A 12,000-nucleotide genomic window follows, 5' to 3' on the forward strand; every position below is an offset into this window, starting at 1 on the left:
ACTGACACGGCCTCTTCGCGAGCAAGCCCGCTCCCACAGGATTCTGTTGTGGCTTCCACTCAAGACGCCTGCCGATAGCGCCCCGGTGTCATCCCGAACCAGCGAATACAGGCTTTGTGAAAGCTGCTCTGATCGCGAAACCCCAACAATGCTCCGATGTACTTCACGCTGCGCGCCGAGTTGCGCAGGAAGTTGTGCGCGAGCATCAATCGCGCTTCATCCTGCAGTGCCGAGAAGTGAATGTCTTCATTGCTCAAGCGCCGTTGCAGGCTGCGCGCGCTGACCCCGACCACTTGGGCGATTTTGTCGAGGTCACTGGGCACGCCTTGGGCCAGGCGCTCGGACAATACCCGCCGAACCCGCGCGGTCATCGAGCCATTGAGCAGCACGTTCAAACGTGCGCGAGCGTATTCGACATGCAGCACATCCAGCGCCGGGTCGGCGGTGGGCAAGGCTATCGAGCAGTCGTCGAGGCTGAAGGTCAGGCTGTTGTACGCCGCGCCAAACAGCAGATTGCTTCCCAGCAGGCGCTCAAGCTGAGAGGTGTCAGCCGGTTTGGGGTAGGTGAACGTTGCGGCCAGTGGCAGGGGTTTGTGCTTGGGCAATAGCCAGTGGACCAACCCCAGGGTTTGCGCGGCACCGGCGTCGAGAAAGGGCCGGGGCGTCAGCGACGGCTCGATGCTGATGTCGAACCCGATCAGCTTCAAGGCTCCGGGCTTGTGGTCCAGGCACATATAAAAGCCGTTGCTGATCAGCGAGTGATAGTCCACCAGACGTTGCAGCGCCGTGCCGAGGGTGGTGCACGACATCACCGCGTAACCTAGCACCTCCAGATTGGCCGGGTGAGCGCGGGTGTAGGCCAGCAAGCCAATGTCCGGGTTGCCGGTGCGCTTCACCGCTTCTGCCATCACCTTGTAGACCAGATCCAGCCTGACACCCTTGGGGTTCGCCCAGACCTCCTCGCCACTGTCGAACTGCCTGAGCAAGGCGTCGACGTCCGCCCCACCGTCGGTCAGGACATCGGCAAGCACCCGAAAACTGGCGCTGGTCATTCTATGCATAGTCTTTCCTGGGCTGATGGCTAAGTGATGTCGCGCAAGCCGGCGCATGATCGCAATAAACAATTGATCGCAGTCGATAAACGGTACAAGTGCGTTTCCAAGGACAAGCGAAAGGTATCCGGGAACACTTCCTGAGGGCTGGGTGAGGCCTGATTATGGCCGGCAGTCAACGCTCAATCGCGGCTGGCCGCCGCTTTGTCTACGGATATGACATGCACAGAGTCAGAAATTTTTATCGGGAGTTGGCACAGGGCCGGTTGGTGTTGGCGTTTCAGCCGGTGGTCTGGTTGCCCGGCAGCAGTCGGGTGTCGTACCAGGAAGGTTTGTTGCGCCACGTCGATGCGCTGGGCGAGGGCGTCTATCCCTTCGCCATGCTGGAGCAACATCAACTGATGCGCGAGCTCGATCGCAGCGTAGTACACAGTGTGATCGACCGCTTGCTGCAAAACGAACACCTTCGCCTGGGGTGCAACATCTCCGCCCAGAGCGCCATCGTCGATGGCTACTGGCAGCAGATCCTCGCGCAACTGCGCGACGCGCCCTCGGTCGCCGCACGGCTGGTGCTTGAAATCACCGAAAGCGCCACGCCGCCGAGCACCTCGGCGGCCATCGAGTTTGTCTTGTGCTTGCGCGAGCTGGGCTGCCGGGTGGCTATCGACGATTTCGGCGCCGGCCTCGGCACCCTGGAATTCATCCGCCAGACCCGCCCGGACATCGTCAAGATCGACCAAGGCTATTTACAGCGCGCCCGCCTGGAAACCAACAACGCCCAGACCTTGGGGCACCTGGTGCAACTGTGCAAAACCCTGGCGCCCTGCGTGATCATCGAAGGCATCGAATCCGAAGCCGACCTAGCCCTGGCCACCGCGTGTGGTGGGGAATGGGGGCAGGGCTATTTGTTTGGCCGGCCCCGCATGGATGCGTTGGGGGAACGCTGCATCTTGCAAGCGATCGGCTAAGCACTGGCGGCCTGAGGCGTACGCCAGTGCTCAGCGGCTTTCAGTAACGAATCATCACTGACTTGAGTTCGGTGTAGTCCTCAATAAACGCGCTGCCAAACTCGCGTCCCACCCCCGAAGACTTGTTGCCGCCAAAAGGCACCGCCGGATCGAGCATCGTGTGCATGTTCACCCACACCGTCCCGGCGTTGATGGCCGGCACCATGCGCAGGGCTTTGCTCAAGTCGTTGGTCCAGAGGCTGGCGCTCAGGCCGTAAGGTGTGTTGTTCATCAATTCCAGCAGTTCTTCCTCGGTGTCGTAGGGAAAGAACGTGGCGATCGGGCCGAAGGTTTCCTCGTTGAGCAGGGTGTCGTTGACGGTGTTGGCGAGGATCACGGTCGGCTCGACATAACAGCCGGGGCGATCGATCAGGTGACCACCGTGGATGATGGTGTTGTTTTCGGCGCGGGCCGTGGCGAAGAATCCTTCGAGTTTCAACTGGTGCTGGCGGTTGGTCACCGGGCCGAACTCAGTGCGCTCATCCAACGGTGAGCCGATGTTCAGCCGGCTCAAGCGTTGGGCGAGTTTTTCCATGATCGGTTCGATCTGCGAACGATGGACGAAGAAGCGCTCGGCGGCGGCGCAGATTTGTCCGGAATGCAGGAAACCGGCCTCGATGATGCCGTTGACGGCTTTGTCCAGATCTACGTCGCGCAGGAATCCCGCCGAGTTTTTGCCCCCAAGCTCCAGGGTTGCGCGGGTCAGCCCGGCGCCCATGGCGCTGCGCCCGACCGCGATGCCGGTAGGCACTGAACCGGTGAACGAAACCTTGTCGGTGCCGGGGTGTTCGATCAAGCCTTTGCCCACGTGACCGCCGCCGGTCAATACGTTCAGCGCGCCAGCCGGAAGGCCGGCTTCAATCGCCAGTTCGGCGATGCGCAGGATGGTCAGCGGTGTGAACTCGCTCGGTTTGATGATGATGCTGCAACCCGTGACCAGCGCCGAAGCGAGTTTCCAGATCGCGATCATGGTCGAGAAATTCCACGGCACGATGCCCACCACCACGCCGACCGGCTCTCGCAGGGTGAACGCGGTATAGCGTTCGCCGGCGAAGGAGGGCAGTGACGGGGTAATGGTCTGGCCGCTGATCTTGGTGGCCCAGCCCGCGTAGTAACGCAGGAAGTGCGCCGCTTGATCGACTTCGAAGGCCCGGGAAATCTGGATGATTTTGCCCGACTGGCAGGTTTCGATTTGCGCCAGTTCCTCGCGGTTTTGCTCCAGCAGGTCGGCCAGTTTCAGCAGCACGTTGCCACGGGTGGCCGGGGCGACCTGGGACCAATGCCTGAAGCCACGGTTGGCCGATTCCACCGCCGCATCGATATCGGCAAGGTCCGCGTCGGCCACTTGGGCAATGACCTTGCCGGTGGCGGGATTGATCACGTCCAGTGTCTGGCCGGAATGGCTCTGGACGTAGTCACCGTCGATAAACAAGGCATGGCTTCGACGAAGAAAGGCTTCAACGTGTGGCAGCAGCGCGATATCGCTCATGGGGTTTTCCTGGTCGTGAACAAGAGAAAAGCCCGAGCTTAATCAACGGTCGCGGCGTCGGCTTGACTGTGGCTGCCGGTGGTCATGTCTGTGGCTGCCAGCACGATTTCAAGCACGGTTGTGCGCTTGGAGCATTGCCTGTGAAAAGTACAATATTGGCTGTGGAAGGTGCATTTTCCAGTGCGACGGCTCGCCGCATACTGGCCCTGCATCCGGCGCCGTTCCTCGATTCGGGGAGGCGAGCGGACATCCAATAATAAGCAGGGCCGTCCATGAAAAAGCCAAACCCGCTCCTCGAAGACCTTAAGTCCATTCTGCCGACCATTGCTGCCAATGCCTTCCAGGCCGAGCAGGACCGCAAGGTCCCTGACGAGAATATCGCGCTGCTTAAAGGGATCGGCATGCACCGGGCCTTTCAGCCGAAGAAGTTCGGTGGCATGGAAATCTCGTTGCCACAATTTGCCGACTGCATTGCTTTGCTCGCCGGTTCCTGCGCCAGCACCGCTTGGGCGATGAGCCTGCTGTGCACCCACAGCCATCAACTGGCACTGTTCTCGGCCAAATTGCAGCAGGAAGTCTGGGGTGATAACCCGGATGCCACGGCCAGCAGCAGCATCGCGCCGTTTGGCCGTACCGAAGAGACCGACGGTGGTGTGCTGTTCAGCGGTGAAATGGGCTGGAGCAGCGGCTGTGATCACGCGGAATGGGCGATTGTCGGCTTCCGCCGCAAAAACGCCGAGGGCACTCAGGATTATTGCTTCGCGGTCCTGCCGCGCAGCGACTATCAGATTCGTGACGACTGGTTTGCCGCCGGCATGAAGGGCAGCGGCACCAAGACCTTGATCATCGACAACGTCCTGGTCCCGGAACACCGCATTCAGAAAGCCAAAGACATGATGGAAGGCAAGTCTGCCGGCTTCGGTCTGTACCCGGACAGCAAGATTTTCTACTCGCCGTATCGTCCTTATTTCGCCAGCGGTTTCTCGACGGTGAGCCTGGGGGTGGCCGAGCGAATGCTTGAGGTGTTCCGCGAAAAAACCAAGACCCGTGTGCGGGCTTACACCGGCGCAGCGGTCGGTGCCGCGACCCCGGCGTTGATGCGTCTGGCCGAATCGACTCATCAGGTGGCGGCCGCCCGAGCCTTTCTGGAAAAGACCTGGCAGGACCACGCCGAACATAGCGAACAGCAGCGCTACCCAAGCCGCGAAACCCTGGCGTTCTGGCGCACCAACCAGGCTTACGCCACCAAAATGTGCATTCAGGCCGTGGACCGTTTGTTCGAGGCCGCCGGTGGCAACGCCTGGTTCGAGCACAACGAGATGCAGCGTCTGTTCCGCGATTCGCACATGACCGGCGCCCACGCCTACACCGACTACGACGTCTGCGCGCAGATTCTGGGGCGCGAGCTGATGGGCCTGGAACCCGACCCGAGCATGATCTGAGCCGAACGCTGAAAAAGTACCCATAACAACAATCAGGACTGCTCCCGACAGCAGTCCGGGAGTCTTGCATGTCTGAGAACAGCGCTTGCGCCGCCATTGAAACGACGTTCGACCCACGGGCCTTTCGCCGAGCCCTGGGCAATTTCGCCACCGGGGTGACCGTGGTCACCGCCGCCACCGCTTCCGGTCGCAAGGTCGGCGTCACGGCCAACAGCTTCAACTCGGTGTCCCTCGATCCGCCGTTGGTGCTGTGGAGCATCGACAAACGCTCCAACAGCCACGAGGTGTTCGAGCAGGCCAGCCATTTTGCGGTCAACGTGCTGGCGGCGGACCAGATCGACCTGTCGAACAATTTCGCCCGGCCCAAGGACGATCGCTTCGCCGAGATCGAGTTCGAACCGGGCGAGGGCGGCGCACCGGTATTCGCCGATTGCTCGGCACGTTTTCACTGCGAAAAATACCAGCAGGTGGATGGCGGCGATCACTGGATCATGATCGGTAAGGTCGTGGCGTTCGATGATTTCGGGCGTTCGCCGCTGCTCTATCATCAGGGCGCCTATTCCATGGTCCTGCCCCATACCCGCATGACCAAGCGTGACGAAAACCAGGCGCCGAGCAGCCATTTCCAGGGACGCCTGAGCCACAACCTGTATTACCTGATGACTCAGGCCGTGCGGGCCTATCAGGCCAGCTATCAGCCTCGGCAATTGTCCACCGGCCTGCGCACCAGCGAGGCGCGGATGCTGATGGTGCTGGAGAGTGACGCCGGCCTGAGCGTGAACGAGTTGCTGCGGGAGGTGGCGATGCCGGTCCGGGAAATCGACGAAGCCGTGGCCAATCTCAAGCGCAAGGGCTTGGTCAATGACGTGGACAGTCGGGTGCGCCTGACCGCGGCGGGGATCGAACAGACCGAAGCGCTGTGGGCGATTGCCCGGGAGCAGCAGGACAAAGTGTTCGCCGATTTCAGCGAAGAGCAGATCGGTACCTTCAAAGCAGTGTTGAAGCAACTGATCAGCCAGTGCTGATCAGCCACCGATTTTTTACGGCGCCCCGGGGCGCCGTTTTTATTGGTGGCAGGCAGGAGCAAGCGGCGGTGCAGCCTCGTGCAAGCAATCGCTGTCGGTTTGCGATCAGATCCAGTGTTTCGACTCGATGAACAAAGGACAGGCTGATGTTCTTCAAGAAACATAAACAGCAGCAGGCGCTCACTGAAGCCTTGCAACTGGAACAGTTCACGCAAGAAAAAAACCAATGGGCAGAGCAGCAACGCTTGGCCGCAGAAATGGTGCTAGACCAGCGCGCTAGGCTGGAGCGCAGCGAACACACCCTCGAAACCCTTCGCCAGCAACTGGAACTGTCCCGGCACCGCGAGCAAACGCTTGAAATCGAGTTGAACCAGCAGGTGCAACGGTCCCGCCAACACCAGCAGGAAGCGCAGATCTGGGAGTTGTTGCAGTCAACGCTGACCGAAGGTTGCTGGGACATCACCGTGGTCAACGGCAATGTTCAAGACCCGGCCAGCTGCATGCGGTTTTCCAGTCAGTTCCGCCTGCTGATGGGCTACGCCTCCCATGAACTGCCGGACGGCTGGGATGCTCAAGTCAGCATCACGCACCCGGAGGATTTGCCGAAAATCATGGCGATCTTCGACCGGGAGATTCTCGCCACCCACGGCAGTGGTGAATACGTCTTTGAATACCGGATGCGCCACAAGACCCGCGACTACATCTGGTGTCGCGAGCGCGGGCGTGCGGTGCGTGACGAGTCGGGAGATTTGAGCCGCGTGATCGGTGCGGTGCGCGATATCAGCGATGAGCGTTCAGCCAAGGCGAGCCATCAACAGATGCTTGAGCAGAATCAGGCGACCTACGGCCAGATTGCAACGGTGGTGGGCGTGATCAAAGGCATCGCCGACCAGACCAATCTGTTGGCGCTGAACGCGGCGATTGAAGCGGCACGGGCGGGGGACATCGGGCGCGGGTTTTCAGTGGTGGCCGATGAAGTGCGCAAACTGGCGGAAAACACCCGCCAGGCCACTCATCAGATTCAGACAATGTTGCATCAGCACAAACAGTAAGCCGGGTCAGGAGCTGCCGATGCAGCTCCTGAAACGCCTCAGAACGGCACGGCCACGGTCAGTTGGCTGTAGACGTTGGTGCCATTGCCGCCCACTTGGTTGCCACCGTCGCTGGCGTCTTTATCTGGCTTGTACAGGCCCACCAGCGGCGTGACGATCAGGTGTTCACTGACTGCCCATTCGGCATACAGATCCAGTTCCCGGCCATCGAGGTTCAGCGTGTCGTTCTTGTGCAGGGTCTTGTAATCGAAGAACAGCACACCGACGGTCACCGGCTCCAGCGGTTTGACCTTGAGCGCCACATGCTGGATCGCCGTGTTGCTGTTGAGTGGTCCTGAGTAGTTGCCGGCCACTTCGCCCTGGAACCAGGTGCCATAGCCACGGCTGACGCCGTTGAACATCGAATCCCAGTCTTTGGAATAGCGGCTGTAGCGATAGGTCAGGTCCGGCGCCCTGGGCAGGTCGGCGAAGGTGTAGCCGGCTTCGGTGTACCAGGCCTTTTCCGGGCCGGCGTCTTTGTCTTGCCAGGCGTATTCGAAGGAAAAGTGTGCGTGCTCGATCCCGGCATTGCCGGCGCCCCGCAGGCTGTAGATGTTCATGCCCTCGCGTTGTTTCTGGAAGTCGCTGGCATAACGCTCGTCGACGTTAATGCCGTGGATGTAAGTCAGCCCCAGGGTGCCCGGCGCGGCGGTGTACTCCAGGGTGCTGGCGGCCATTTCGGTATTGGCCTGGGCGCGGTTGTCGGATTTGACCCACATCAGGCTGCCGTGCACGCCGTCTTTGCCGCCCAGGCGCAGGACGGCTGTCTCGTCGAAGGCGTGACGCGCCGCGAGGTAGTAAGCCCCGCCGCGATTGAACTCGCCGTCGGCCACCCCTTTGCCCAGGTTCAGGCCGTCATCGTTGATGATGAAACCGTCACCGAGGGTGATGATCTGGCGCCCGAACGAGACATCCACGCCATCCTTGCCCAACACCGGGAACAGGTCCCCCGACCGCCAACCGGCGAAAGCCTCGTCGAACTTGGTGGTGCGTTCGGTGCCATCGCTCAAGCCTGCGGCATCGCCGTCGCCCCACGTGCCGGAGCTGACCAGATTGGCCGTGCCATAGGCGCTGCCCAGGCCGCCCAGCGTCTGCTCGACACTCAAGCCATACTTGATAAAGCCTTCGCGCCAGCTCGAACCGCCGGTGGTGCCATCGTAGTTCTTGCGACTGTTGAACATCCCGTAGACGGCCAGGAAGTTGCCGGTGACCTTGGTGTCGTTATCGGCATACAGCTCGTAAGCCTGGGCCGATGAATCGGCGATCAAGAGTGCGATACCCAGTCCTACGGCTTTGGACAGTGATCGTGTTTTCAGCGTTTGCTCCATGGTTATTTTCCCCAGCATGGTTGGACAGCCCTATAGGTCGAGTGCGCATTAGGGCCACCGGGGACGGGGAAGTCTTTCACTTGTCTGCCAGATAATTGATCCTGTCCGCCACGCGCCGTACCTTGGCAGGGAGCAACAAAACCGGCGGCAGACATGGGCAAGACGATCAGGGCGGGAGGGGCGCAAAGTGGTTCTGCACAGGGCGCCGTTTCGATCAGGGACTGGCTGGGGAAGGCGTTATTGCCGGCTCCTTGAACGGCTCGCTACATTCACTATAAAAATCCGCTTTCGAGGATCTGCACCATGTCGATCAATGACAGACTCACCGAGCATTTGAAACGGGGCACGGTCGGCTTTCCCACCGCGCTCGCCAGCACCATCGGCCTGATCATGGCCAGCCCGGTGATTCTCACCGCGACCATGGGGTTTGGCATTGGCGGCAGCGCTTTTGCAGTGGCCATGTTGATCGCTGTGGTGATGATGCTGGCCCAGGCGACCACGTTCGCCGAAGCGGCGTCGATCCTGCCGACCACCGGCTCGGTCTACGACTACATCAATTGCGGTATGGGCCGGTTCTTTGCGATCACCGGCACCTTGTCGGCCTACCTGATCGTCCACGTGTTTGCCGGCACCGCCGAGACCATCCTGTCCGGGGTCATGGCCCTGGTGAACTTCGAGCACCTCAACACGCTGGCCGAGTCGGCCGGCGGTTCCTGGTTGCTGGGGGTGGGGTTTGTCATTGTCTTCGGGATTCTCAATGCCTTTGGCGTCAGCGCCTTCGGCCGCGCCGAGATCATCCTGACATTTGGCATGTGGACCACTTTGATGGTGTTTGGTGTGCTGGGGTTGATCGCGGCACCGGCGGTGCAACTGGACGGCTGGTTCGGTGAGTCGCTGGTGGGTACCGACCTGATTACGATTCTGTCGCTGGTGGGCATGGCCATGTTCATGTTCGTCGGGTGCGAGTTCGTCACGCCGCTGGCGCCGGACCTGCGCAACTCGGCCAAGGTCATGCCCAAGGCGATGATTCTGGGGTTGCTCAGTGTGGCGACGTGCATGTTCATCTACGGCGCGGCGATGAAGCGTCAGGTGGAAAACGTTCTGCTCGATGCTGCCGGCGGCGTGCACTTGCTGGATACGCCGATGGCGATTCCGAAATTCGCCGAGCAGGTGATGGGCCATGTCGGGCCGATGTGGCTGGGGATCGGCTTCCTGTTCGCCGGGGCGGCGACCATCAATACGCTGATGGCCGGGGTGCCGCGCATTCTCTATGGCATGGCGGTCGATGGCGCGTTGCCCAAGGTGTTCACCTACCTGCACCCGCGCTTCAAGACCCCACTGCTGTGCATTTTGGTGGCGATGCTGATTCCTTGCTTGCACGCGCTGTATCTGGGCGGCAACACCGACAACATCATGCACCTGGTGCTGGCCGCCGTGTGTGCCTGGAGTTTTGCCTATCTGCTGGTGACTGTGTCGGTGGTGATCCTGCGCATACGCCGCCCCGACCTGCCTCGGGCCTACCGCTCGCCGTTCTTCCCGCTGCCGCAGATTGTCTCCAGTATCGGCATTCTGCTGGGCATGTGGTTTATCACGCCGCCCGGCATGAATCCGGCAGACATCTATATCCCGTTTGGCGTGATGCTCGGTTGCACGGCGGTGTATGCACTGTTCTGGACGTTGGTCGTGCAGAAGGTCAATCCATTCAAGCCGGCTTCAGTAGAAGAAGTGCTGGCCAAGGAGTTTTCCCATGAGCCGGGGCACCCTCACAACGGGTATATCGACCATGCTGCAAAAACTGTCTGAGCTGTTCAGTGCTAAGCGCGCCCCGGCCGGTTATCGACCGGGGGTGACCCTGGAACATGTGCGGCGCAACCTGGGGCTTGCGCGTTTCGAGCAGACCGGGTCGACGGAGGCCCGGGTTGCCCTGGACGATGACAGCCTGCACCTGGAGATCGTCGAGCGCACCGAATCGCAGCTATTGATGCACCTGGTCATGACCGAATTCGTGCTGCGGGTGCCCGCGTCGCGAGAGGGCATGGCGAGCTTTGAGTTGCACCATACCGGGGCCGTTCGACGCACTGGAATCCGCTGTCGGCAACGTGTCGCAGACACGCCGCTGCTGGCCGATCTGCAAGCCCGGTTGCAGGCCGACGGCGCGCTGCATCAGGCGTTGATGCCATTGGACTTCAAACGCTTGCGCATCGATCTGCAAGGGCGCCAGTGGTGTGTACGGCTGGAGCATATGGGCGGCAGCGAGGTGGTCAACCGGATGCCGGCCTTTCGTCGCTACATCGCGCTCAGCGCGGATCAACGGGTTTGGCTGCTGGAGGCGTTGAGCGGTTTGCAACGGGTGTTGCGCACGCTCTGATCGATGATTTTGGCATCATTAGTGCTACCCACTTAGGCAGACACGTACTTGTTGCGCGCATATAGATAACATGTTAACTATTGCGCAACAAAAACAACAAAGCCTAGGTGGAGACAACCATGAGCATGCAACAGATTGTGCAAGACGGGCTGGAGACCTGGACCCGGGATCTGCGAGCGGTTTGCGGTCACTTCGACACGGAACTGGCCTTCAATCGCTCGTTGTTCATCGGCAACGTTTCCAAGTTCTCCCGAGGCGGTTTGCCGCTGGCCAACCTGCGCACTAACGCGGGCCTGATCAAGCGCCCAAAAGCCAACGCCGACCATGATAACGATCAGCATTGTTTCCTGGTCAGTCAGCGCAGTGGCTACTGCCAGATCTCGCAGAACGGCCAGAGCATTCAGCTGGCGCCAGGCGAATTGCTGCTGATGGATTCGACGGGCTCGATTGAAATCACACCGTTCGGGCTCATCGAACATGCGTCCCTGTCCTTGTCGCGCAGTGAAGTCTGCAAGCAGCTCGGCAGCCAGCCCAAGACCTTCGGCAAAATTTCCTCAAGCAAGGCCTGTGGGCGGATGTTGCATGTGTTGATGGATCAACTGTGCAAAGACGCGCTGGACGGCGAGGGCGCCGTGGGCGAGGGCCTGGCGCTGCAATGCGCGTTTGTCTCGCTGCTGGGCTCGGCCTTTGAGCAGGACGACGATGCACGGGACGACAGCGCGCAGTTACAGGGCAGCAACCTGCGCAGTTACGTGCAGAAAGTCATTGATGAATCCCTGACCCAGCCCGGCCTGAGCCCGGTGGGGTTGGCCAATCGACTGAACATCTCGGTGCGGCATTTGTACCGGTTGTTCGAAGAGCAGGACGACAGTGTGTGTCGCTACATTCAACGGGCGCGGCTCAAACGCAGTGCCGATGACCTGACCAATCCGTTCCTGCGCAGCGAATCCATCACCTCGATTGCCTACAAATGGGGCTTTACCGATTCGGCGCACTTCAGCCGCTCGTTCAAGAAGCAATTCGAACTGTCACCCAAGGATTTTCGCTCCAGTCATTTGCAGCAGGCAGTGGGCGCGGCGTGAACCGTGGACGCGGCCAAAAGATCGCAGCCTGCGGCAGCTCCTACTGAATTTACGGATGTATTCGGTCCGCGTAGGAGCTGCCGCAGGCTGCGATCTTTTGGGGGGCACCCTGTGTT

At 60.6% G+C, this 12,000-nt stretch carries 10 protein-coding genes; 7 read left to right on the forward strand and 3 right to left on the reverse strand.

What is annotated here, in order from left to right:
• Nucleotides 1-59: 59 nt before the first annotated feature.
• Nucleotides 60-1,061, reverse strand: a complete 1,002-nt coding sequence (locus V5E99_RS04325; protein WP_499801212.1) for an AraC family transcriptional regulator — start codon at nucleotides 1,059-1,061, stop codon at nucleotides 60-62.
• A 212-nt stretch (nucleotides 1,062-1,273) separates the two neighbouring features.
• Between V5E99_RS04325 and V5E99_RS04330 the strand changes: the two genes are divergently transcribed.
• Nucleotides 1,274-2,020, forward strand: coding sequence for an EAL domain-containing protein (locus tag V5E99_RS04330; RefSeq protein WP_499801214.1), 747 nt, complete (start codon nucleotides 1,274-1,276; stop codon nucleotides 2,018-2,020).
• 40 nt (nucleotides 2,021-2,060) lie between these two features.
• On the opposite strand, the gene V5E99_RS04335 is transcribed toward V5E99_RS04330, so the two are convergent.
• The gene (locus tag V5E99_RS04335) at nucleotides 2,061-3,548 is read right to left on the reverse strand and encodes an aldehyde dehydrogenase family protein (protein WP_499801215.1); all 1,488 of its coding nucleotides are present in this window, start codon (nucleotides 3,546-3,548) and stop codon (nucleotides 2,061-2,063) included.
• A gap of 272 nt (nucleotides 3,549-3,820) precedes the next feature.
• Here V5E99_RS04335 and V5E99_RS04340 point away from each other — a divergent pair, with 272 nt between their 5' ends.
• The 3 genes from V5E99_RS04340 to V5E99_RS04350 all read left to right on the forward strand — a co-directional run bounded on the left by V5E99_RS04340 (nucleotide 3,821) and on the right by V5E99_RS04350 (nucleotide 7,067).
• Nucleotides 3,821-4,990, forward strand: coding sequence for a p-hydroxyphenylacetate 3-hydroxylase oxygenase component (locus V5E99_RS04340; RefSeq protein WP_499801216.1), 1,170 nt, complete (start codon nucleotides 3,821-3,823; stop codon nucleotides 4,988-4,990).
• Between the two features lie 68 nt (nucleotides 4,991-5,058).
• Nucleotides 5,059-6,015 (forward strand): p-hydroxyphenylacetate 3-hydroxylase reductase component, encoded by a 957-nt coding sequence (locus tag V5E99_RS04345; RefSeq protein ID WP_499801218.1) that lies wholly within the window; start codon nucleotides 5,059-5,061, stop codon nucleotides 6,013-6,015.
• Nucleotides 6,016-6,161: 146 nt separating this feature from the next.
• On the forward strand, nucleotides 6,162-7,067 hold the full coding sequence (locus tag V5E99_RS04350; protein WP_499801219.1) for a methyl-accepting chemotaxis protein: 906 nt from the start codon (nucleotides 6,162-6,164) through the stop codon (nucleotides 7,065-7,067).
• 38 nt (nucleotides 7,068-7,105) lie between these two features.
• Here the strand turns inward: V5E99_RS04350 and V5E99_RS04355 are convergent, their stop codons facing one another.
• Complete coding sequence (locus V5E99_RS04355) at nucleotides 7,106-8,434, reverse strand: alginate export family protein (protein WP_499801221.1); 1,329 nt, start codon at nucleotides 8,432-8,434, stop codon at nucleotides 7,106-7,108.
• Between the two features lie 303 nt (nucleotides 8,435-8,737).
• Between V5E99_RS04355 and V5E99_RS04360 the strand changes: the two genes are divergently transcribed.
• The 3 genes from V5E99_RS04360 to feaR all read left to right on the forward strand — a co-directional run bounded on the left by V5E99_RS04360 (nucleotide 8,738) and on the right by feaR (nucleotide 11,884).
• Nucleotides 8,738-10,237, forward strand: a complete 1,500-nt coding sequence (locus V5E99_RS04360; protein ID WP_499801223.1) for an APC family permease — start codon at nucleotides 8,738-8,740, stop codon at nucleotides 10,235-10,237.
• Nucleotides 10,182-10,802 (forward strand): DUF3156 family protein, encoded by a 621-nt coding sequence (locus V5E99_RS04365; protein WP_499801224.1) that lies wholly within the window; start codon nucleotides 10,182-10,184, stop codon nucleotides 10,800-10,802. Before V5E99_RS04360 ends, V5E99_RS04365 begins: the two co-directional genes overlap by 56 nt.
• 119 nt (nucleotides 10,803-10,921) lie before the next feature.
• Complete coding sequence (gene feaR, locus V5E99_RS04370; RefSeq protein WP_499801226.1) at nucleotides 10,922-11,884, forward strand: transcriptional regulator FeaR; 963 nt, start codon at nucleotides 10,922-10,924, stop codon at nucleotides 11,882-11,884.
• Nucleotides 11,885-12,000 lie beyond the last annotated feature (116 nt).

This window comes from Janthinobacterium sp. LPB2021202312-11-4 (assembly GCF_037049705.1).
Lineage (GTDB): Bacteria > Pseudomonadota > Gammaproteobacteria > Pseudomonadales > Pseudomonadaceae > Aquipseudomonas.

What these genes read in the sequence shown, in the direction of transcription:
- V5E99_RS04325 (WP_499801212.1), bottom strand. Translation starts at nt 1,061, where the DNA reads ATGCATAGAATGACCAGCGCCAGTTTTCGGGTGCTTGCCGATGTCCTG.
- V5E99_RS04330 (WP_499801214.1), top strand. Translation starts at nt 1,274, where the DNA reads ATGCACAGAGTCAGAAATTTTTATCGGGAGTTGGCACAGGGCCGGTTG.
- V5E99_RS04335 (WP_499801215.1), bottom strand. Translation starts at nt 3,548, where the DNA reads ATGAGCGATATCGCGCTGCTGCCACACGTTGAAGCCTTTCTTCGTCGA.
- V5E99_RS04340 (WP_499801216.1), top strand. Translation starts at nt 3,821, where the DNA reads ATGAAAAAGCCAAACCCGCTCCTCGAAGACCTTAAGTCCATTCTGCCG.
- V5E99_RS04345 (WP_499801218.1), top strand. Translation starts at nt 5,059, where the DNA reads ATGTCTGAGAACAGCGCTTGCGCCGCCATTGAAACGACGTTCGACCCA.
- V5E99_RS04350 (WP_499801219.1), top strand. Translation starts at nt 6,162, where the DNA reads ATGTTCTTCAAGAAACATAAACAGCAGCAGGCGCTCACTGAAGCCTTG.
- V5E99_RS04355 (WP_499801221.1), bottom strand. Translation starts at nt 8,434, where the DNA reads ATGGAGCAAACGCTGAAAACACGATCACTGTCCAAAGCCGTAGGACTG.
- V5E99_RS04360 (WP_499801223.1), top strand. Translation starts at nt 8,738, where the DNA reads ATGTCGATCAATGACAGACTCACCGAGCATTTGAAACGGGGCACGGTC.
- V5E99_RS04365 (WP_499801224.1), top strand. Translation starts at nt 10,182, where the DNA reads ATGAGCCGGGGCACCCTCACAACGGGTATATCGACCATGCTGCAAAAA.
- feaR (WP_499801226.1), top strand. Translation starts at nt 10,922, where the DNA reads ATGAGCATGCAACAGATTGTGCAAGACGGGCTGGAGACCTGGACCCGG.